We start from the raw sequence: 20,457 nt of genomic DNA, 5'->3' as shown, positions 1-20,457 counted from the left end.
GGAACATCCCGACATCTACACGCAATGCATGCCGAGCGCCCACCCACCGAGCGGTTGATCGAATGAGGCGCGCTGCTCACGCGCGCGCTGCAGGCGTGGTTGCACGCCGACTGCCACTGATGCGATCTGCAGGCCGCGGAACCTGTCGGCGGGTCAATCCACCACGACGTCTCCAGACGCCCGGCCCGGGCATCTGCCTCACCTTGGTGGTGTAAAGTGGGCGCGGAACATGGAGACGTGCAGCGGCCATGTGCCACGAGCGGTGCGCTTGCCCAGACCCTGCAGTGTGATCTGCCTGGCATCTCGTCGTCAGATGGATGACACGCACGTCATCGCCCTGCGTAGCTGCAGCCGAGGTTCGGCCGCTGCGTGGCGCCTCAGCGATAGCGCGATAGATCCGGTGCCTTGATCGTCGGTGTCATCAGTTTCGCGCCCAGCGTCTGCACGCCGGGTTGGCTGGCCAGTTTCAGTGCGCCATGCAGCAACTGGATGCCGAGCCGGCTGTGGGGATTCATCAGGCGCGCGCCGATCTTGGGCACGCCCTGCGCCTGCTCCACCATCGGGCGCATGGCCGCTGCGTAGCGTGCGAAGGCCTGCTGCAGATCATCTTGCAGGGCCAGTTCACCAGCCAGCACATAGGCGCCGGTCACCGCCAGAGTGGTGCCGATTCCGGCCAGTGGCGTGGCGCACCAGGCCGCATCGCCGGTGAGCACCACGCGGCCGCGATGCCAGCGCGGCATGCGCACCTGGCGCAAGGCGTCGAAGTAGAAGTCGTCGGTGGTGTCCATGCCCGCCAGTACGCGCGGCGCTTCACACCCGGCATCGGCAAACACGTCGTGCAGATACTGCTTTTGCCGCTCTACGCTCCACTCCTGCTCGCCCGCGGCGGGTGTCTGGATTGACAGCATCGCGCGCATGCTGCCGTGCGGATCCGGCCGTAGCGATACGCTGCGCCCGCCGGTGGTGTGGTACCAGCGCCACAGCTGGTCGTCGCCGGGCACGCGTGCAATGGTGAAGTATGCAATGGTCAGGTCCATCCAGCGCGGTGCGTTTTCCTCCGGAAACAGCAGCTCGCGGGTGGTCGAGCCCACGCCTTCGGCCACGATCACCGCGTCGAACTGTTCGCGCCGCCCGCTGGCGAAGGTGACGGTTGCGCCGCTGCCGTCTTCCTCGATGCCGGCGATCCGGTCGTCGAAACGGTAGTGGGCGCGATCACGCGCGGCCTCGTACAACAGGCGGGCCAGATCGCCGCGCAGGATTTCCAGCTCCGCAGTGGGGCCATCGCCGTCAAGGGCCTCGGTGCGGAAGGTGGCGGCTGCCTCGCCATGCGCATCGATCCAAGCGGTGCCTTCTTCGCCGGTGCCGTGGTCCAGTGCGGCCTGCTCCAGCCCCATGCGCTGCAGCACCTCGCGGCCGACCCCGCGAACATCGACGTTCTGGCCGCCGTCCCTGAACGTGGCCGCCTGCTCCAGCACGGTGACGTCCATGCCGTGGCCGGCCAGCGCCCAGGCGGCAGTGTTGCCGGCGATGCTGGCGCCGGTGATGAGGAAGCGACGGGCCATCGGAACCACCTGAAGAGTGAAATATCAGGAGTGATATTACAGGCTCTGGCCATGCTGCTCCAGGTTGGCGATCAGCCGCTGCATCAACAACACGGTCTGCTGTGCCTCCTCGGCAGAAAACCCCTGCAATGCCTGCGCATTGAGATCGATCAGCACCTTGCCGCCCAGGGTGGCGATCCTGCGTCCCCGCGCGGTCAGCGCCACCAGCGCCGCACGCCGGTCCTGCGGGGTGGGCGTCCGTTTGATCAGGCCCAGTCCCTCCAGCTTGTCCAGCAGCGCCACCATGGCCGGTTGTTTGATCGCCGAGGCGATGACCATATCCCGCTGCAGCATTGGCCCTTTCCAGGACAGCAGCATGATCGGCCCGATCAGCGCCAGCGACACGCCGTGCGGCCGCAACTGCGCATCCACCAGGCGGTTGAACACGCGTGCCGCGTGGTTGGCCAGATACCCCGGCGCCACTACGGCCTGGGGATGAATCAACGCGTCTTGGTCGTGCATCTGCATCAAAACCGAAAGTGGTGCCACATGGCCGTGTGCAGATGGTATCGGGCATGCGGGCCAGGCGTGGCTGTGTGGCGTCACGGGTGGTGGCATGCGGCCCGGTCTGCCTGCAGTGGTAACGGTCGGATGCAAGACCCGGCGGCTGTACGGCGACAGGCCGTGCAGCACCCTGCCATCCGACCTATTGACGACAGCTGTAGTCAGGCCTAGGGTAGCGACAACTGTAGTCAGGAGACCGCCATGCGCGGCAAGACCATCGGGGACCAGGAGCTGGCCCTGTTGCAATACGTCGAAGAACAGCGGCACGCCAGCGTGGGCGAAGTGGCGGCCGCGTTTGGCGAACCGCGTGGGCTGGCGCGCTCGACCGTGCTGACCATGATGGAGCGGCTGCGCACCAAGGGGTTCTTGCGACGCAAGCAGGTCGAGGGGGTGTATCGCTACAGCGCCACCGCCGGGCAGGACGATGTGGTGCGCTCGGCGGTGGGGCAGTTCGTGGAAAAGACGCTGCAGGGTTCGGTGTCGCCCTTCGTGGCGTGGATGTCGCAGCGTGCCGAGGTCAGCGATACCGAGCTGGCCGAACTGGAAGCGTTGGTCGCCAAGCTGCAGTCGCAGCGCAAGGAGGATTGAGCCATGTCGCTGCTGATCGAATCGATGCTGTGGAAACTCGGTGCCACCAGTGTGCAGACCGCCGCGCTGGTGTTGGTGGTGTGGGGGCTGTGCCGCGGTCTGCGGCGTCTGCCGGCCGCCACCCAGACCTGGCTGTGGTGGCTGGTGGGGGTGCAGGCGGTGGTTGGCCTGCTGTGGATCACTCCGGTGCGCTTGCAGGTGCTGCCGGCGCAAGCGCCTGCCGCGGCGCTGGATTCGGCCGCCAGCCTGGCGCCGATGGCGACGACAGCCACCGCCGTGCAGGCCGGTGCCTCCGCCATTGGCGCGGCGTCCGGGCCGTCGTGGATGCTGGCGGTGTTGGCGCTCTGGGCCGCCGGGGTGCTGGTGCTGGCCGCCGGCACAGTGCGCGCCTACCTGCGTAGCCGTGCGTTGGTGCGCGCGGCGGCACCCTGCACCGACCGCGCGCTGGTCCAGGCCCTGCAGATGGCGGCCGAAGCGCATGGCCTGTCGCGCCCGCCTGCGTTGCGGCTGTCTGCGCGGATCGATTCGCCACAATTGATCGGCCCGTGGCGGCCGGTGCTGCTGTTGCCCGCCGCGCGCCTGCCGCAGATGGCCGACGACGACCTGGACATGGCGCTGACCCACGAGCTGATCCACCTGCGCCGCGGCGACCTGTGGTGGGGACTGCTGCCGGCGCTGGCCCAGCACCTGTTCTTCTTCCATCCGCTGGTGCATCTGGCCGCGCGCGAGTACGCGATTGCCCGCGAGGCGGCCTGCGACGCGGCAGTGGTCGCCGGGCACCGCCATTGCCGTCACCACTACGGGCGGCTGCTGCTGCAACTGGGCGTGGCGCCGCGTCCGCACGGTGGCGTGGCAAGCGCGTCACCCTCGTTCCTCAGCCTGAAGCGCCGCTTGTCGATGTTGCAGGACACCCGCACGTGTCCGCGGCTGGCCGCTGCGATGATCCTGGCACTGGTCGCTGTGTGCGGTGTGCTGCCGCTGCGTCTGGTCGCCATGCCGGTGCCGGTGGCTTCGCCCGGCCTGCAGCCGATCGTGGTGAGCGCGCCGGCCATCGCGGCGCGCCCGGCACACGGCGCGGCGGCGGCCGAACCGATGCGCGCGTTGCCGGCACCGGCGCAGCCGGCCATGCCTGCGGCCGCAGCGGCACCTGGCACGCAGGGCGTCATTGCCAAGGTGCTCGACATGGCGTTGCCCTCCGACAGCGCGGCGGGCGTGTCGTCCGCGGACTGGGATGCCTATGTGGAGCGGGTCACCCAGGAGGCATTGGCCTCGGCCATACCGCAGGCGCGTGCCGCGCTGCAGGAAGTATTGGCCACCGGCAACCGCGATGTCGAACTGCAGCAGGAACACATGCAGGAGGCGCAGGACGCATTGCAGGAAGCCCGCGAACAACTGGCTGCGCTCGGCCCTGCGCTGGCGCAGGCCAGGCAGGACGCGCAGCAGCAGCGCAACGCCCAATACGCCTATGCCGCAGCGGTACGCCATGCAGCCGAGCAGGCCCGGCACCAGGCCGAGATGGGCAGACAGGCCGCACGTCAGGCCAGCGTCGAGGCTGCGCGCGGGCAACAGGAAGCGGCGCAAGCGCAACGGGAGGCGGAGCGTGCGCAGGCGCAAGCCGAACAAGCGCAGGCAGAGGCAGAACAGGCGCAGAACAACTAGGAGCCATCAACGACGCGACTGCGCTCAGTGTCAGGCGGCAGCGGCCGGTGCCTGGAGCCGGCATGGGCCACGTGCACGCTCCGGTCCTGGGCGTGGCCTCGGCTGAGCGCATCCTCCGCACCGGTTGACGGCCGGCCGCACCGTTGTGCAGATCGCCGCAGGTACCGAACAGATGCAACGACCGAACATCGAGAGCCAACCTGCGCGGGCGGGCTGCCGACCACACGTCAGGCCAGCCGTGGTCTCTGGCGCACGCACAGCGGCACTGTGCGGGATGCGGCCTCACTCCACTTTCGGCCGCGTACGGTCGGTAGACACACGACCGCAGTAGGCACGTCCTGACCCACACACCTGCCGGCGCACTGCGCTGGTTGTGTCAGGGACAGGCAGCACCTGCATCACCACGGGCCCGCCACAGCCCTGTACTCCTGCGTGACGACGCCTGCAGCGTCGGCAATGCCGTGGCCGCGTCATCGCTGTCCCCGGCCTGTGTGTCCTGCACAGGCGGTATCCCTTGCCCTGTGCCCTTTGTGGAGATCTCCCATGATCCAGACCACGTGTCCTTCGTCGTGCCTGCGTCAGGCGCTGTTGCTGACGCTTGCTGCTGTCGCCGCCCCATCGTCGATCGTCAGTGCCTGCGCGTCGGCGCAGTTGGTACCGATGGTTGCCGCCGTGTCGCCAGTGGTCCCGGCGCAGCCGGCGGCAGTTGCCTCGCCAATCGCACCGATCGCACCGGCAGCGTCTGTGGCGCCCCGCGCACCTGGTCTGCCTGGTGCACCGGTCGCACCCATCGCGCCCGTCAGACCCATCGCACCTTTGCCGCCGATGGCTCCGGCCGCACCGACGCGCACACGCTCCGTGGCCTTGGCCGGGGCGGGCCGGCACTGCGGTAAGGCGGCTGCGCCCGACACTGCCGCACCTGCAACCGAGGGCGATGCCTATGTACTGGTCCAGGGCGACCGCCAGGCAATGCACGGTTCGCTCAGCGACCTGCAGACCGCGCGTCGCCATGTACGCAAGGGCGAGCAGCTGCTGTGGTTCCGTGCCGATGGGGTGGACTACGTGGTACGCGACCCCACGCTGCTGCATCGCATGGCGGTGGCGCATGCGCCACTGCGGCAGCTGGGCCGGGCGCAAACCGCATTGGCCGCGCGCCAGCAGGTCCTGAGCGAGCAGCACGCCGCCCTGGCCGCGCAGCTGTCTGCGCAAGCACGACCGCGCGTGCTGCAGGCATCCACCGGCACACCGGCTGCACCCGGCTCCGCGGACGGTTCATCGGGCATGGCGCCGGCGGCGCTGCAGGCACTGGCCGGCCAGCAGCGCGCATTGGCCAACCGGCAGGCCACCTTGACCCGCAAGCAAACCGCCGCGCAGGCGCGCGCCACACGCCAGGCGCTGCAGGTGCTGCGCGATGCGCTGAAAAGCGGGCTGGCCACGCAGGTCGCCGGCGCGTTGCACTGAGCCCAGCTCAGCGCTGCATGGCGCCAATGCCGCCGTGCTCGCCGATACTGTGCGGCAGGCAGACGGCGAGCAGGCGATGACGTACCGGGTGGTGGTATTGGGGGGCTTCGGGCATTTCGGTGCGCGCATTGTGCGGGCGCTGGCGGCCATGCCGCAGATACACGTGATTGCGGCTGGCCGGCATCCCGGTGAGGTCGCCGTGCACTGGCCGGACGCCGCACCGGGCCGTCTTTCGACGTGCCGGCTGGATATCGATGCCGCCGATTTCACGACGCGGCTGGCGGCCACCGGCGCCGATGCGGTGGTACACACGGCCGGGCCATTTCAGGGGCAAGCCTATGCGGTGGCCTGCAGCTGCCTGCAGGCCGGCATGCATTACATCGATCTGGCCGATGGCCGCGCCTTCGTGCGCGACTTTGCAGCCGCCCTGGACGCGCCTGCACGTCAGGCGCAGCGCGTCGCCGTCAGCGGCGCCAGCACCTTGCCGGCGCTCTCCAGCGCGGTGATCGATGCGTTGCTGCCGCGCTTTTCCGCCTTGCACGAGATCCGCATGGTGATCGCGCCTGCGCAGGGCACGCCGCTGGGGCTGGCCACCGTGCGTGCGGTGCTGTCGTATTGCGGCACGCCGTTTACGTGGTGGAGCCAGGGCCGTTGGCAGGCCGTGGTGGGCTGGGCAGCGCCGCAGCGCGTGCAGTTCGCACAGTTGGCACCGCGGCTGGCATCGCCCTGCGATGTGCCCGACCACGACCTGCTGCCGCAGCGTTATCCCGGCGTGCGGACCGTGCAGTTTCGCGCCGCGCTGGAAGTGCCCTTCCTGCAGCGTTGCCTGGCGGCCATCGCCTGGTTGCGCCAGCACGAAGTACCGCTGCCGATGGCGCGCCTGGCCACGGTCCTTGCGCGCGCCGGGCGCTGGTTCGACCGCTTCGGCACCGACCTGGGCGGCATGCGCGTGGAACTGGCCGGCGAGCGCGATGGCCAGCCGCTCACCGTGCGCTGGGATCTCACCGCGGCGATGCTGCACGGACCGGAGATCCCCTGTTTCGCCGCGATCCTGCTGGTGCGCAAACTTGCGGCAGGGCAGCGGATGCCGAGCGGCGCGCACGCCTGCATGGGGCTGCTGACCCTGGCCGAGTTCGAACAGGAATTTGCTGTGTGGCAGATGCAGACGCAGCTGGCAGAAGTGCCGGCGTAACCGGCGCCGTGGCGGTCACGGCAGCGCTGCGGGCCGGGTTTGCGATACGCGGGTGTACGAACGCCCACAAGGCACATGAATGGACATTCGTAGCGCAGACAACGGGCGGGAAATCAGCAAGTACCTCCAAAACGACACCTGAGCTACGCACTTTCCTGCAGAGAACTGTAGCGATAAGGCCGGGCCGCATACGCTGGCTGTTGGATCTCTGGGCACTGAGGCCGGCCAGGGGGACACGGCCGCGTCCCGTCCTGGCGCACTACGCCGGCTTGGGATGAGCGGACGTGTGGGGTTGCGTCGCTGCGCGTGCGAACAGGCTGTGGCGCAGGCCGATCAGCCCGAGTAGCGCATCGCGCTGTGGCCCAGCCGCACTCTGGCCGACGCGCGACAACGAAGCATCCAGGCGATCGCGCAATACCGCCGGGGCCGGCAACACCCGCTTGTCGGCAACTTGCTGCCGGTAATGCGCGGCGACCGCGGCCAGGATCGCGTCCACCGCTTCCACCCTGGCGTGTGGCAGGTCATGACGTGCGTTGCGCAGCTGCAGGATGTTCAAGCCCACACGCACGTCGTTGAGCATGTCCACCGAGGCCAGCTCGCTGCCTTCCGGCGCCAGTGCCAGCCGCGGTGCGAGCAAGCCGAGCAGATCCAGCATGCGCGCGGCAAAGAGCTGCCGGTCCTGCGTGCCGCGGCCGTCGGCGGCGTCGGCCAGCGTGCGCCAGCCCTGGCGCACCAGCCGGCGCGCGCTCCATTCGGCACTCACCGAGCGGAACAGTCGCGTCAGCACCACGGCAAATCCAATGCCCAGGACCATCGCCACCGCTGCATTGACGAAACTCTGGATGTTGGCGTTGTAGGTGTTCTGCAGGCTCAGCAACGCGGTGAGGTTCACCACCAGCGGCAGCGCGATCAGCATGGTCCTGGGACGATGCAGCAGCGCGCCCAGGGGCAGGAACACCGCCGCCAGGACCAGCACCAGCATCTGGAAATCGTGGATGGCCGGGAAGATGCCGAACAGGTAGATGCCGGCGACCACGCTGGCGACCCCGGCCCAGGTGAGGAACGACAGCATGCTGGGCGCCGGGTCGTCCTGGGCCGCGAAAAAGGCCGCCGTCACCGCCGCCATCATCGCGCCATTGCCGCCGCCTTCCCAACCGATACCGATCCACAGCACGCAGTAGGCCATCAGCGCACTGCCGGCGCTCAGTGCGGAGAACCCGGCCATGCCCAGGTCGAGATGGCGGGCGTTGGAGGCGCCGGGCGCACGCGTGGTCACTGCGGTGGCAGCGCTGCGTCGCCAGGGCAGGCGTTGCCGCCCGGAGCCGTGCATGGCATTGCCTGCACTGCGCCCAACAGATGAGGCGGCGTGCGGCCCACCTGTCGGCGCTGCGGCGTGGGGCTGCACCGCATCGCTGTCTGCCTGTCGGCTGGCCGCGTGGGATGCTGCGGCAGCAGGGTTGACGCGTGCGTCCGGCGGCCAGGTCGTCGCAGAGGCGGCACCGTCGGGCGCCGGGGTGGTGGCGTCGTGCAACAACCCGTGCTCCAGCGCGCGGCACTGTTGCCACAGCTCCAGCAGCTCCTGCAGGCGCAGCAACAGGCTGTTGCGTAGCAGGCGCTGCAGGTCGTCGTCCACGGCCGGGCGCAGGGCGGCGATGCGCGCGTGCAGGTCGGCGAGGGCGGCGGCGCTGTCGGCGTCCTGGCCCTGTTCGATCCAGGCGCCGATGTCGTCCAGCAGCTGCGGCAGCGCAGGCGAACCGGTGCCGTGCACGTCATGCACGGCCTGCAGCTGGTCGGTGATCGACGACAGCACCGGCAACAGCAGCACCATGCGTGCGCGCAGCTGCTCCATTGCCGGCACCGCACCGGTATGGCGCGGGTCGTCGTGACGGACGAAGGCGATCAAGGCATCGAACTGCACCAGGTCGGCCGCCAGCCGGTTGCGCGGGGCGTGTGCAGGACCGCGCTGCAGCACCTGCCGGCACCATTGCGCGGCATCCTGCATCCAGGTGCCGATGCGTGCATGGAGCATCGGCCGCACCGAGGCCGGGAACACCAGCGAGGCGAACAATACCGCCATCACCGTGCCCAGGATGATCTCTTCGCTGCGGGCCACCACGGTGTCGAAGATGCCTTCGGGCGAGGTCACCGCCGGAAAGCCGATGAAGGCGGCGGTGTAGCCGGCCAGCAGGAAGGCATAGCCGCGCGGGCCGCGGTTGAGCAGCGCCAGGAACAGGCAGACCGACAGCCATAGCGCCATCGCCGCGCTCAGCAGCAGCGGCGTTTCCACCAGGTTCGGCAGCATGACCAAGGTGGCGGCGCCGGCCAGCAAGGTGCCGAGCACGCGGTATACACCCTTGGCGCGGGTCGGGCCGAGCAGTGGTTGCGAGACGATGTAGACCGTGGCCATGGCCCAATACGGCCGCGACAGATTGCCGGCCAGCGCCACGTACAGCGCCGCGATCGAGGCGGCGAAGGTCTTGACCGAAAACAGCCAGGCCTGGCGATCGCGCAGCAGGGCGTTCATCGCGCGGCAGTCGGGTCGGTGCGGCCGGCGGTCGCTTCCCAGCCGCCCCCCAGGGCCAGGAACACCTGCAGCTGATCCTGCGAGACCTGCGCCTGCGCATTGGCCAGGGTCATGTCGGCGGTGGCCAGGGTACGTTCGGCATCCAGGCTGGACAGATACGGCGTGCGGCCACCCTGGTACAGGCGGCGGTTCTGCGCCGACGCCAGATCGGCCTGCTGCTGCGCCTGTTCGAGCAGGTGCAGGCGGTCCAGATCCTGCGCGTAGCGCGACAATGCGGTCTGCACCTCGCGCAAGGCCTGCAGCACGGTGTGGTCGAACTGCGCCAGCGTCGCGTCGGCACCGGCTTCGGTGGCGCGCACGCGGGCATGCGCACCGGCCGAGGGCAGCGTCCAGGAGATCAGCGGGCCGAACGACCACGCGTGCGTGGCCGGCTCGCCGAAGTCCGCCAACAAACCGGTGGCGCCGATCGAACCGCCCAGGCGGATGTCCGGGTACAGCTCGGCGGTGGCCACGCCGATGCGCGCGGTGGCTGCGGCCAGCCGGCGTTCGGCCTGGCGCACATCCGGCCGGCGCGCCAGCAATGCGCGTCCGTCGCCAACGGGAATCGGCTGCTGCAGCGCGGGCGGCTGGTCGCAGCGGTCCACGCCGGCCGGCAGCTCGCCGGGCGTCTTGCCGAGCAGCGCCGCCAATCGGTAACCGGCGGCCTGGCGGCGCGCGCGCAGCGGCGGCAGCGCCGCTTCCAGCATCGCCACCTGCGCGGTGGCGCGCGCCAGGTCGGGCGGTGTGCCGCGGCCGGCGGCGATCAGGCGCTGGGTCATGTCGCGGCTGCGCTGCTGCAGCTGCAGCGAATGCTCGGCCACGTGCAGCTCGTGGTTGGCGTGGCAGATCTCCACGTAACTGCCGGCGACCTGCGCCGCTACCGTCACCCGCGCCAGATCGATGGCGGCCTGTGCCACCTGGGTGTCGGCATGCGCCGCCTCGGCGCCGCGTTGCAGCTTGCCGAACAGATCGAACTGATACGACACGCCGAGCTTGCCGTCGGCCAGGTTGAACACCGGCAGCGCTTCTTCCTGCAGGAACGCTTCGGCCGAGACCTGCGCGCGGCTGACGCCGGCGTCCACCTCGTAATCGAAACCGCCCGCGTCCAGCGCCTGTTCGTAGACCGCCGCGGCGCGACGCAGGTTGGCGCCGGCCACCTTCAGCTCGACGTTGTCGCGCAGGGCCTGTTCGATCAGGCCGTCCAGCATCGGGTCCTGGTATAGCGCCCACCAGCGTGCCGGCAGCGCTGCGCCGGGCTGCACCTGGGCATTGCCGGAGTCCAGGAACGGCGCGTTGGCCGCCGGGCGGTTGTAGGCGGCATCGGGTGGCAGTGCATAGTCGGGGCCCACCGTGCTGCAGGCGGCCATGCTGGCGATGACGATGCTCAGACCGAGCAGGCGCAGGGCGTTCATGGCGCCGCCTTGGCCTGCGCAGAGGCAGGCGCTGCCATTGTCGGCGCGGTAGACGCCGCATCGGGCAGGATCGCCACCGTGGCGGTGCGCCCGGCGATCAGCTGCACGTGCGTGGGCACCTCATCGAGCGCAATGCGCACCGGGATGCGCTGTGCCAGCCGCACCCAGTCGAACGCGGGCGTGACGTTGGGCAAGGCGCCTGCATTGCCGCTGCGGTAACGGTCCTCGATACCGGCGGCGATGCTTTGCACATGCCCGTGCAAGGTCATCGGCTCGCCCATCAGGTGCACCTCCACGCGCTGGCCGGCATGCACGCCCCGCAGGCGGGTTTCTTCGAAATAGCCATCGACACGGAACGAGCCGGTATCCAGCACCGCCACCACCGGGCGCCCGGCGCTGACGTAATCGCCCACGCGCACGGTGCGGTCGCTGACATGGCCATCGGCCGGGCTGCGCACCTGCGTGCGGTCCAGATTGAGCTGGGCCAGATCCACTGCCGACTGCGCGGTGGCCACGGCGGCCTGCGCCTTGTGTACGTTCGAGCGGTGCACCTCGGCATCTTCGGCGGCCACCAGGTCCTGCAGACTGCGGTCACGCGCAATCTCGCGGCGCAGCTGGCTCAGCGTGGCCTGCCGCTCGGCCAGCGCCGCCTGCGCCTGTTCCAGCGCAATCGCATAGCGCGCGCGGTCCACCACAAACAGCAGCTGCCCACGCCGGACGTGCTGGTTGTCGGCCACTGCCACCGACTCCACCAGCCCGGAGACGTCCGGCGCCACCTGCACCACATCGGCACCCACGTGCGCATCGCGCGTCCACGGCGCCTCCATGTAGTATTGCCACAGGTGCTGCAGCACCAGCGCGGCCATCACCACCATTGCCAGGGTCAGCAGCGCCGGCCCCGCGGTCTTGATCAGCTTTTTCACGATTGCATCCAACGCATGAGAGAAAACAAACCGCCCAGCAGCGCGACGTACAGCGCCAGGTTGAACAGCGCCGGGTGCCAGATGTGGCGATACGCGCCGGCGCGGGTCAGCAGCGCAGCGAGCGCGCTGTTGAGCAGATAGGCCAGCGTCATCAACGCCAGCAGGGTGGGAACGAACACACCGTAGAGACTGAACTCGCCGTACATCGGGATTTCCTGCTTATAAAAGGCACCACCACCCGGCAGCACCTGTGAGTGGCCATTGGCACGCGCACCGCGCATGCCGAGCCACAGACCTGCTGCGTCGCCGCCGGGCCGGCGCGCAGGGGTCAGATGCGGCGGGTACTCGGTGCCGTCCATGCCTGCCGGACAGCCGCGCCCGTCGCTCCGTTAGCCGCTCGGCTCGGACTGGCCCAGCCGCGCATACGCCTGCGCGATCTGCTCCCACAGCGTCAGCACCACGTGCACCTGCGCCTCGCTGAGCGTGCCGAAGACCTCGGTCCGCAACGCATCCAGCCGGGCCTCGATCCGCACCACCAGCGCCTGGCCCTCGTCGGTGAGCCATAACTGGTTGGCGCGGCGGTCACTGCTGTCGGCCTCGCGCCGGACCAGCCCCTGCGCGGCCAGCTTGTCCAGCAGCCGTACCAGCGATGGGCCTTCCATGCCCAATTGCTGGGCCAGCGCCACCTGGCGGATACCGCCGCCGGAGCGACCAACCATCAGCAAGGGCCCGGTGCAGGCGCTGGACAGGCCAAACGCTTCGAAGGCCTGGTCGGCCAGCCGCTGCCATTGCCGGGCGGCCACCAGCAGGCCGGAGCTGAGCTGGGCGCGGGGAGCGAAAAGTGTGCTCGTCATAATAGTAAGGATGCTATCAATTCAACAATGAATCAATAGTCACTGAACCCGCGGCAGCAGCCGCAACCGCCACTGGGGCCGCCGGCCCGTCCTCGGGTACCATGCTCGCCCCCTTTGGGTGTACCTGCGCATGAGCCAGTCCGACCAGCCCGATTCCACCGTCACCCAGGCCCAGGCCGAAGACGCCGTGCGCACCCTGCTGCGCTGGGCCGGCGAAGACCCCGCCCGCGAAGGCCTGCTGGACACCCCGCGCCGGGTGGCCGAAGCCTACGGCGACTGGTTCAGCGGCTACCGCGAGGAACCGCGCGAATACCTGGAGCGCACCTTCGAGGAAGTGGCCGGCTACGACGAACTGATCGTGCTGCGCGACATCTCCTACGAAAGCCATTGCGAACACCACATGGCGCCGATCATCGGCAAGGTGCACGTGGGCTACCTGCCGCGCGGCAAGGTGGTGGGCATCAGCAAGCTGGCCCGGGTGGTGGAAAGCTACGCGCGCCGCTTCCAGGTGCAGGAAAAGATGACCGCCCAGATCGCCCAGTGCATCCAGGACGTGCTGCAGCCGCGCGGTGTGGGCGTCGTGGTGGAAGGCGCGCACGAATGCATGACCACCCGTGGCATCCACAAGCGCGGCGTCAGCATGGTGACCTCCAAGATGCTGGGCAGCTTCCGCGAAGACGCGCGCACCCGCGCCGAATTCCTGCAGTTCCTCGAAGTGGGCAGCAAGCGTTGAGGCAGCTGTTGCCGTCGCCATGAAGCACCAGGCACGCATTGCCGGCTACCGCCAATTGCGCGAGCGGCCGGTGTGGAAACTGCTGGCCGCCGATCATGCTCCGGAGCTGATCGGCCTGCTGCAGACGGTGTTGATGGATGGCGAACGCCGGTTGCCGTCGGCGGCGCTGCACGCGCGCCTGCAGCGCCAGCTGGACGCGCTGCGCGGCGATGAACTCTCGCGCGAACTGCCGCGCACCGCGCAGGCCTATCTGGCGCACTGGCTGGCGCAGGGCTGGCTGGAACGCCGCCTGCCCGAGGGGGCGGCCGAAGAGGAATACGAACTCTCGCGCGCGGCCACCCAGGCGATCCGCTTCATCGCCGGCCTGCGCGAGAGCGGCAGCAGCGCCACCGAAAGCCGGCTGTCGCTGGTGATCCAGCAGCTGGTGCAGCTGGCCGGCCAGACCGAAGACGACCCGGAGGTGCGGCTGGCCGCCCTGCGCGACGAACGTGCCCGCATCGATGCCGAAATCGAACGGGTGGCCTCTGGCCGCGTTGCTGCGCTGGATGGCAAGCGCGCGCTGGAACGTGCCCGCGACCTGATTCATCTCTCCGACGAGCTGGCGGAGGATTTCCATCGCGTCCGCGACGACTTCGAGCAGCTCAACCGCCAGTTCCGCGAGCGCATCATCGATGACGAAGGCGCGCGCGGCGATGTGCTGGAGCAGCTGTTCAACGGCGTGGACGTGATCGCCGACAGCGAGGCCGGGCGCACCTTCGAGGCGTTCTGGAGCCTGCTCAACGACACCCAGCAAAGCAGCCAGCTGGACCAGGCGCTGGACGCCCTGCTCGCACGCGGGTTCGCGCGCAAGCTGGATCGTCGCGAACGCGCCTTTCTGCGCGGGCTCACCGGCACGCTGCTGGAGCGCGGTGGCGAAGTGCACACGGTGATGCAGCACTTCGCACGCAGCCTGCGCGGGTTCGTGCAGAGCCGCGGCTATCTGGAACAGCGCAGGCTCAACCAGTTGCTCAAGCAGGCCCAGGGCGAAGCCCTGCAGCTGCGCGACAGCCTGCACGCCACCGCTGCCACCGGCTACACCCAGGCGCTGAGCAGCAGCCGGCTGCGCTCGCTGTCGCAATGGCGGTTGCACGACCCGCGGCTGACCCAGGTCGATGGCCGCGTGTACGCGGCCGATGCGGCGGACATCTCGCTGGACAGCGTGGGCGACCTGGTCGCGCAGTCGGAGATCGATGTGCGCACCCTGCGCAACGATCTGTACGTGCTGCTTGGGCAACAGCCGCGGCTCACCATCGGCGATGCCCTGCAGCAACGCCCGGCCGCGCAGGGGCTGGGCAGCGTGATCGGCTATCTGTCGCTGGGCACGCGCCACGGCATGGTGATCGACGGCCAGATGGAGACGGTGCAATGGGAAGGCGGCGACGGCGCGGTGCGCCGCGCGCGCATTCCCTTGGTGTGGTTTACCCGGGAGAAACGCAATGAACTGGTCTGAGCAGGCGCGGTCCGACATGCATGAGGACGACGGGGGCGCTGCCGACAGAGCCACCCCGCTGCGCGCCAGCGATGCCGCCGGCGACGCACCGGACGGTGCGCTGTTCCTGGGCGACACCGGCACGTTGCCGTTCGAGGCGCGCCGCGCGCTGTGCCAGTTGCTGGCCGGGCCCAGCATCGATGCGCAGCGGCATGGCGCGTTATGGCCGGCGCTGCTGCGCAATGAAGCGGCCATCCGCCAGATGTTGTGCGAGCTGTTCCTGGAACTGGTGCTGGACCGCGAGGGCGGGGTGGCGTTTACCCGCCAGGCCGACACCGCCGAGCTGGAATCGCCCACCTTGCTGCGCAGCGCGCCGCTGACCTTCATCGAGTCGGTGCTGCTGTTGTTTCTGCGCCAGCAGCTGGCCGAGGCCGATACGCGCGGCGAGCGCGCGGTGGTGGACGAGGCGCAGTTGGTGGAGGCGTTGTCGGTGTACGAAAAGAACGTCTCCACCGACAAGGCCGGGTTCACGCGGCGGGTGATGACGGCCATCGGCAAGATGCGCGACAACCAGTTGCTGTCGCGGCTGCGCGGCAGCGAGGAGCGATATGAGGTGTCGCCGGTGTTGAAGCTGTTGTTCTCGGCAGAGGATGTGCAGGCGTTGGTGGTGGCGTATCGGGAACTGCGTGAGGGGGAGGTCGCGCTGGATTGATGCCTCTTGCATCTTCCTTCTCCCTCCGGGAGAAGGAGGCCGAAGGGCGGATGAGGGTGCGATGTCACGCAGCGCTTGAAGTGTTACGGGTTGTTTTTGGTAGGGCAGAGCTTTCACGCCCTTTCGGGCGCAAGTCACTTTTCTTTGCTTGTGCAAGAAGCGCTCTACGGCAGCCGCAGGCTGACCAAAGTAACCAAAAAGAAAGCACACCCCGTCCTCGCGCCCTCCGCGTCTGCGGCGCTGCGGGTGCGCAAGTCCGGCAAACGACGCGCATCCATGCGCGCCGCCCTACGGGTTGTATCTGCCGGCCTTGCCGCCGCGGTGTGGGGCCCCGAAATGCAAACTGCGGAAGCAACAGCAACAGCAACAGCACGGGCTGCATTGGCAGCATGCGGCTGAAAGCAGCAAAGCAGAGATGTCGTGATGTAATAACGAGGAAGGAGCAATGGCGGTCGCGATCGGCCGATCTGGACGAGGTTGGTGGTGCAGATGTTTAAAAACCCGCAGTTTTTTTTGTCGCACTGGTGCAACCTCCACGCCAGCTGGTTCAAAGAATCTGCTTCGTTGTAGGAGCGCCCCCGGGCGCGAAGCCGTCCACGCATTCCATCCGCCTGCTCAAACTCGACCCGCACCTCGCATCCCCGCACCGCAAAAAAGCTTCACCGTTCGTAATGTCCTGGCGTCCCTGTCGTTCTGTTTTGGTGAGTGAGCAATGAATTCCCAGTCCAATCTGTCGCCGGCGTCGCCGGGTGCTTCCTTGTTTGCCGAGACGCTGGCCGAGCAGCGTGCGCAGCAGTTCCGTATGCGGCGCCTGCAGGTGCACAACTGGGGCACGTTCAACGGCTTGACCGAGGTGCCGATCGCCGAGCAGGGGTTTCTGTTCGTCGGGCGCTCGGGTTCGGGCAAGTCCACCTTGCTGGATGCGATGTCGGCACTGCTGACACCGCCAAGCATCGTCGATTTCAACGCGGCTGCGCGCGAGGCCGAGCGCAGTGGGCGCGACCGCAGCCTGGTGTCGTATGTGCGTGGCGCCTGGGCCGATCAGCAGGACAGCGCCTCGGGCGAGATCGCCACGCAATACCTGCGCAAGGGCGCCACCTGGACGGCGCTGGTGCTGGAATACCGCAACGCGCAGGGCGAGGCGGTGAGCCTGATTCGCCTGTTCTGGATCGTCGGCAGTGGCAACGCCGCGGCTGATGTGCGCCGCCACTACATGGTGGCGCCGCGCAGCTTCGATGTGGCCAGCGAGCTGGACGGCTTCGATCTTGACCTGCGCAAGCTCAAGGCGCGATTGGGTGAGGAAGTTGCGCATTTCGATGGCTTTGCCGGCTATGCCGAACGTTTCCGGCATGCGCTGGGCATCGGCAACGAGATGGCGCTGCGACTGCTGCACAAGACCCAGTCGGCCAAGAATCTGGGCGACCTCAACGCGTTCCTGCGTGGCTTCATGCTGGACGAGCCGCGCACCTTCGAAGCGGCCGATCGGCTGGTGGAGGATTTTGCCGAGCTCGATGGTGCGCACCATGCGGTGGTCACCGCGCGGCGCCAGGTGGAAACGCTGACCCCCGCGCGCGCGCACCATGCGGCGCTGATGACGTTGCGCCACAGCGTCAGCGAGTTGCGCGAGCTGCAGCTGGGCGTGGACAGCTACCGCGAGCAGCAGCGGCTGGCCTTGCTGGACGAGCGCTTGCAGGAGCTGGACAACCAGGACCGCGGGCTGGCCGGCGAAGAAGGCCAGCGCCGCGAATCGCTGGACAACCACGAACAGAAGCTGGCCGGGCTGGAACGCGAGCAGCGCGCCGCCGGCGGCGAACAGATCGAAGAACTGGAACGCGAGCGCGCGCGCGTGGAGCGCGAGCGCGACGAACGCCTGCGCCGCCGCGCGCAGATCGAACAGGCCTGCCGCCAGCTCGGTACCGCCCTGGCGGCCGGGGCCAGCGGCTTTGCCGCGCAGATCGCGCATGCGCAAACCGTGCTGGATAACGGCAAGCACGACGCCAGCGCGCTCGACGACGCGATCGCCGAGCGCATGGGTGCACGCCGCGACGACGAACGCCGCTTTGCCGAGATCCGCGCCGAACTGGATGCGCTGAAGCGCGCGCCATCGAGCATGCCCGCACCGATGCAGGCCCTGCGCGCGCGGCTGTGCGAAGACACCGGCATCGCCGAGGCTTCGCTGCCGTTCGTTGGCGAGCTGGTGCAGGTACGTGATGACCAGATGGTCTGGCGCGGTGCGATCGAGCGGGTGCTGCACGGCTTTGCACAGTCGCTGCTGGTGGACGAGCGGCATTACGCGCAGGTCAGCGAATGGGTCAACCGTACCCACATCGGCACGCGCCTGGTGTACTTCCGTGTGCGCCGCAACGACGAGCTGCACTCGCGGCGGGTCTATCCCGACGCGCTGCCGGGCAAGCTGCAGCTGCGCGATCACGCCTTCACCGAGTGGCTGCGCAACGAGCTCACCCGCCGCTTCGATTACGCCTGCGTGGACAACGCCACCGCGCTGCGCAACGCCGATCGCGCCATCACCCGCGAGGGCCAGGTCAAGCACCCCGGCGATCGCTATGAAAAGGACGACCGCCACGCGGTCAATGACCGCAAGCGCTGGCTGCTCGGCCACGACAACCGCGACAAGCTCAAGGTGTTCGAGCGCGAAGCGCAGGCGCTGGCGCAGCGCATCGCCAGCTGCGATGCCGATGTCGCAGCGCTGCGCAAGCAGCGCGAACAGGACCAGGGACGCCAACTCGCTGCGCACACGCTGGTGGAGCGCGACTGGGACGAGATCGACGTCGGCCCCAAGCTGCAGCGCCTGAGCGATATCGACGAGCAGCTGGTGCAGCTGCGCGAAGGCAACAGTGGTTTGCGCGCACTCGGCCAGGCCATCGATACCGCACGCACCTTGCGCGACCAGGCCAAGCGCACCTATGACGATGTGCGGCTGGAGCGCGCGCAACTGGCGCGCGAGCGTGTGCGGCTCGAGCAGCAGCACGCGGCGTGCGCGGGCCGCGCCGGCACCGCCACGCTCACGCCCACCCAGTTGCAGGGGTTGCGGGAACGTCTTGCCGCATTGACGCCGCTGTCGCTGGATAATCTGGAGGCGCATTTCCGCGTGGTCGAACGGGGTCTGGCCGAGCAGCTGGCCGAAAGCCAGGGCCGCGACAGCCGGCTCAGCGCGCAACTGCTGGAATGCTTCCGCAAGTATTGCCAGCAGTGGCCCGAAGACAGCGGCGACTTCACCGTGAGTCTTTCCAGTGCCGACGATTTCCTCGCGCGTCTGGACCGGCTGGAAAGCGATGGCCTGCCGCGTCACGAGCACCGCTTCTTCGATTTGCTGCAGACCCAGAGCAAGAACAATTTGCTCGCCCTGCAGCGCCACACCGCCGAGGCCCACAAGGGCATCAAACAACGCATGGACGAGGTCAATGCCAGCCTGGAGCAGGTGCCGTTCAACCGCGACACCATCCTGACCATCGAGGTCAGCGACCGCCGCCTGACCGAAGTGCAGGAATTCCAGCAGCAGTTGCGCGCGGTGTTGTCGCATCAACAGACCGAAGACCGTGCCCTGGCCGAGGCGCAGTTTTCCACCTTGCGTGCGCTGGTGGCGCGGCTGGGCGCGCAGGAGCCGGAGGCGCGACGCTGGCGCGAACAGGTGCTGGACGTGCGCCTGCATGTGGAATTCATCGGCGTGGAACTGGACGCGCAGACACGCGCGCAGGTGGAGATCTACCGCAGCGGCGCCGGCAAGTCCGGCGGGCAACGGCAGAAACTGGCCACCACCTGTCTGGCGGCCGCGCTGCGCTATCAGCTCGGTGGCGAAGATGGCGAACTGCCGCGCTACTGCGCGGTGGTGCTGGACGAAGCCTTCGACAAGGCCGACAACGAGTTCACCGCATTGGCGATGAACATCTTCGAGAACTTCGGCTTCCAGATGGTGGTGGCCACGCCGCTGAAGTCGGTGATGACGCTGGAGCCCTTCATCGGCGGCGCATGTTTTGTGGAGATCAGCGGCCGCCATAATTCCGGTGTGCTGTTGATCGAATATGACGAGCAAGCGCAGCGGTTGAAGTTGCCGGAACGCTCGCGTGGCGATGAGCCAGCGGTTGCCGATGCTACGGACGCTGCGCCATCGATCACGGTTACGAACGGGCCTGCAGCAGATGGCAGGGCAACGGATGGCGTTCCAGCGCACCCCACATTGCCGGCGGCGGACGAGACGTTGCCCGCAGCAAAGAACGCGCGCAGCAACAAGCGCAAACAGTCGCTGGCGACGGCGAACAAGCAGAGCAAGAACACCAGAACCGCATCGCCTACGCGCGCTGCGGCACAGGTTCAAGCAAAAAAGACGCGCACATCGCCATCGCGCACATCGTCCGTGACCAGCGAGCCGGCATCGGACAAACGCGCAAGGGATAGGTCGCACGCACAGGCGGTGTCGTCGTCAGCAACTGCGTCCGCGCCCAATCCGGTCAAGCCCGCACGGTCTTCAAAAACGGGCAAGCCGATCGCGGCGACAGGCACATCCAACGCCACATCGAAGAAGGCCGCCACTGCATCTGCGGCAGTGAAAGCCACCACCGCCAAGCCGCGTGCAACAGCCGTGTCGACGGGGCGGCCAGCACGTGGTACCGGCAAGACGCCCTCGGCACGCGCGGCGACGAAACCGCTGCCAGCCAAAAAGCGCGGCGTCAAGGCGGGCACCCCGCACACACGCGGCAAGCGCTGACACAGTGCACGGTTGACGCTACCTGCCCGGGTGGCGTCACCGGCTTCGATCACGTCGCCCTGGC

Annotated in this window: 15 protein-coding genes; 8 read left to right on the top strand and 7 right to left on the bottom strand. The window is 68.4% G+C overall.

The window, feature by feature from the left end; genetic code table 11:
• Positions 1-377: 377 nt before the first annotated feature.
• Both XCSCFBP4642_RS0100605 and XCSCFBP4642_RS0100600 read right to left on the bottom strand, forming a co-directional pair.
• Positions 378-1,562, bottom strand: a complete 1,185-nt coding sequence (locus XCSCFBP4642_RS0100605) for an FAD-dependent monooxygenase (RefSeq protein ID WP_029218083.1) — start codon at positions 1,560-1,562, stop codon at positions 378-380.
• A gap of 36 nt (positions 1,563-1,598) precedes the next feature.
• Positions 1,599-2,063: a MarR family winged helix-turn-helix transcriptional regulator gene (locus tag XCSCFBP4642_RS0100600; RefSeq protein WP_029218082.1), complete on the bottom strand. Its 465-nt coding sequence runs from the start codon at positions 2,061-2,063 to the stop codon at positions 1,599-1,601.
• 243 nt (positions 2,064-2,306) lie between these two features.
• On the opposite strand from XCSCFBP4642_RS0100600, the gene XCSCFBP4642_RS0100595 reads away from it, so the two are divergent.
• From XCSCFBP4642_RS0100595 to XCSCFBP4642_RS23615, 4 genes are all read left to right on the top strand, one after another.
• Entirely contained in the window at positions 2,307-2,693 is a 387-nt protein-coding gene (locus XCSCFBP4642_RS0100595; RefSeq protein ID WP_029218081.1) for a BlaI/MecI/CopY family transcriptional regulator, read from the top strand.
• Positions 2,694-2,696: 3 nt separating this feature from the next.
• Entirely contained in the window at positions 2,697-4,352 is a 1,656-nt protein-coding gene (locus XCSCFBP4642_RS0100590) for a M56 family metallopeptidase (RefSeq protein ID WP_029218080.1), read from the top strand.
• Positions 4,353-5,177: 825 nt separating this feature from the next.
• Complete coding sequence (locus tag XCSCFBP4642_RS23620) at positions 5,178-5,813, top strand: hypothetical protein (RefSeq protein ID WP_425480161.1); 636 nt, start codon at positions 5,178-5,180, stop codon at positions 5,811-5,813.
• Positions 5,814-5,889: 76 nt separating this feature from the next.
• Entirely contained in the window at positions 5,890-7,005 is a 1,116-nt protein-coding gene (locus XCSCFBP4642_RS23615) for a saccharopine dehydrogenase family protein (RefSeq protein WP_033898776.1), read from the top strand.
• Between the two features lie 259 nt (positions 7,006-7,264).
• On the opposite strand, the gene XCSCFBP4642_RS0100570 is transcribed toward XCSCFBP4642_RS23615, so the two are convergent.
• From XCSCFBP4642_RS0100570 to XCSCFBP4642_RS0100550, 5 genes are all read right to left on the bottom strand, one after another.
• Positions 7,265-9,529, bottom strand: coding sequence for an FUSC family protein (locus XCSCFBP4642_RS0100570; protein WP_029218079.1), 2,265 nt, complete (start codon positions 9,527-9,529; stop codon positions 7,265-7,267).
• Positions 9,526-10,980 carry an efflux transporter outer membrane subunit gene (locus tag XCSCFBP4642_RS0100565; RefSeq protein ID WP_029218078.1) on the bottom strand — a complete coding sequence of 485 codons (1,455 nt, stop codon included), beginning with the start codon at positions 10,978-10,980 and terminating at the stop codon, positions 9,526-9,528. The genes XCSCFBP4642_RS0100570 and XCSCFBP4642_RS0100565 overlap by 4 nt, the downstream gene beginning before the upstream one ends.
• A complete protein-coding gene (locus XCSCFBP4642_RS0100560; RefSeq protein ID WP_029218077.1) occupies positions 10,977-11,903 on the bottom strand; it encodes an efflux RND transporter periplasmic adaptor subunit in 927 nt (308 codons plus the stop codon). The genes XCSCFBP4642_RS0100565 and XCSCFBP4642_RS0100560 overlap by 4 nt, the downstream gene beginning before the upstream one ends.
• Entirely contained in the window at positions 11,900-12,109 is a 210-nt protein-coding gene (locus XCSCFBP4642_RS0100555) for a DUF1656 domain-containing protein (protein WP_029218076.1), read from the bottom strand. The genes XCSCFBP4642_RS0100560 and XCSCFBP4642_RS0100555 overlap by 4 nt, the downstream gene beginning before the upstream one ends.
• Before the next feature lie 183 nt (positions 12,110-12,292).
• Positions 12,293-12,757: a MarR family winged helix-turn-helix transcriptional regulator gene (locus tag XCSCFBP4642_RS0100550; protein ID WP_029218075.1), complete on the bottom strand. Its 465-nt coding sequence runs from the start codon at positions 12,755-12,757 to the stop codon at positions 12,293-12,295.
• Between the two features lie 130 nt (positions 12,758-12,887).
• Between XCSCFBP4642_RS0100550 and folE the strand changes: the two genes are divergently transcribed.
• The 4 genes from folE to XCSCFBP4642_RS0100530 all read left to right on the top strand — a co-directional run bounded on the left by folE (position 12,888) and on the right by XCSCFBP4642_RS0100530 (position 20,393).
• Positions 12,888-13,490 carry a GTP cyclohydrolase I FolE gene (gene folE / locus XCSCFBP4642_RS0100545; RefSeq protein ID WP_029218074.1) on the top strand — a complete coding sequence of 201 codons (603 nt, stop codon included), beginning with the start codon at positions 12,888-12,890 and terminating at the stop codon, positions 13,488-13,490.
• Between the two features lie 19 nt (positions 13,491-13,509).
• The gene (locus XCSCFBP4642_RS0100540) at positions 13,510-14,979 is read left to right on the top strand and encodes a DUF3375 domain-containing protein (protein ID WP_029218073.1); all 1,470 of its coding nucleotides are present in this window, start codon (positions 13,510-13,512) and stop codon (positions 14,977-14,979) included.
• Positions 14,966-15,670 carry a DUF4194 domain-containing protein gene (locus XCSCFBP4642_RS0100535; RefSeq protein ID WP_029218072.1) on the top strand — a complete coding sequence of 235 codons (705 nt, stop codon included), beginning with the start codon at positions 14,966-14,968 and terminating at the stop codon, positions 15,668-15,670. Before XCSCFBP4642_RS0100540 ends, XCSCFBP4642_RS0100535 begins: the two co-directional genes overlap by 14 nt.
• Positions 15,671-16,382: 712 nt before the next feature.
• Positions 16,383-20,393 carry an SbcC/MukB-like Walker B domain-containing protein gene (locus XCSCFBP4642_RS0100530; protein WP_029218071.1) on the top strand — a complete coding sequence of 1,337 codons (4,011 nt, stop codon included), beginning with the start codon at positions 16,383-16,385 and terminating at the stop codon, positions 20,391-20,393.
• Positions 20,394-20,457 lie beyond the last annotated feature (64 nt).

It is taken from the genome of Xanthomonas cassavae CFBP 4642, from assembly GCF_000454545.1.
Lineage (GTDB): Bacteria > Pseudomonadota > Gammaproteobacteria > Xanthomonadales > Xanthomonadaceae > Xanthomonas > Xanthomonas cassavae.
Note: the sequence above shows the minus strand (reverse complement) of the source record. Positions and strands in the feature narration are given on the sequence as shown.

What these genes read in the sequence shown, in the direction of transcription:
- XCSCFBP4642_RS0100565 (WP_029218078.1), bottom strand. Translation starts at nt 10,980, where the DNA reads ATGAACGCCCTGCGCCTGCTCGGTCTGAGCATCGTCATCGCCAGCATG.
- XCSCFBP4642_RS0100540 (WP_029218073.1), top strand. Translation starts at nt 13,510, where the DNA reads ATGAAGCACCAGGCACGCATTGCCGGCTACCGCCAATTGCGCGAGCGG.
- XCSCFBP4642_RS0100550 (WP_029218075.1), bottom strand. Translation starts at nt 12,757, where the DNA reads ATGACGAGCACACTTTTCGCTCCCCGCGCCCAGCTCAGCTCCGGCCTG.
- XCSCFBP4642_RS0100590 (WP_029218080.1), top strand. Translation starts at nt 2,697, where the DNA reads ATGTCGCTGCTGATCGAATCGATGCTGTGGAAACTCGGTGCCACCAGT.
- XCSCFBP4642_RS0100530 (WP_029218071.1), top strand. Translation starts at nt 16,383, where the DNA reads ATGAATTCCCAGTCCAATCTGTCGCCGGCGTCGCCGGGTGCTTCCTTG.
- XCSCFBP4642_RS0100555 (WP_029218076.1), bottom strand. Translation starts at nt 12,109, where the DNA reads ATGTACGGCGAGTTCAGTCTCTACGGTGTGTTCGTTCCCACCCTGCTG.
- XCSCFBP4642_RS0100605 (WP_029218083.1), bottom strand. Translation starts at nt 1,562, where the DNA reads ATGGCCCGTCGCTTCCTCATCACCGGCGCCAGCATCGCCGGCAACACT.
- XCSCFBP4642_RS0100600 (WP_029218082.1), bottom strand. Translation starts at nt 2,063, where the DNA reads ATGCACGACCAAGACGCGTTGATTCATCCCCAGGCCGTAGTGGCGCCG.
- XCSCFBP4642_RS23620 (WP_425480161.1), top strand. Translation starts at nt 5,178, where the DNA reads ATGGCTCCGGCCGCACCGACGCGCACACGCTCCGTGGCCTTGGCCGGG.
- XCSCFBP4642_RS0100570 (WP_029218079.1), bottom strand. Translation starts at nt 9,529, where the DNA reads ATGAACGCCCTGCTGCGCGATCGCCAGGCCTGGCTGTTTTCGGTCAAG.
- XCSCFBP4642_RS0100595 (WP_029218081.1), top strand. Translation starts at nt 2,307, where the DNA reads ATGCGCGGCAAGACCATCGGGGACCAGGAGCTGGCCCTGTTGCAATAC.
- XCSCFBP4642_RS23615 (WP_033898776.1), top strand. Translation starts at nt 5,890, where the DNA reads ATGACGTACCGGGTGGTGGTATTGGGGGGCTTCGGGCATTTCGGTGCG.
- XCSCFBP4642_RS0100535 (WP_029218072.1), top strand. Translation starts at nt 14,966, where the DNA reads ATGAACTGGTCTGAGCAGGCGCGGTCCGACATGCATGAGGACGACGGG.
- folE (WP_029218074.1), top strand. Translation starts at nt 12,888, where the DNA reads ATGAGCCAGTCCGACCAGCCCGATTCCACCGTCACCCAGGCCCAGGCC.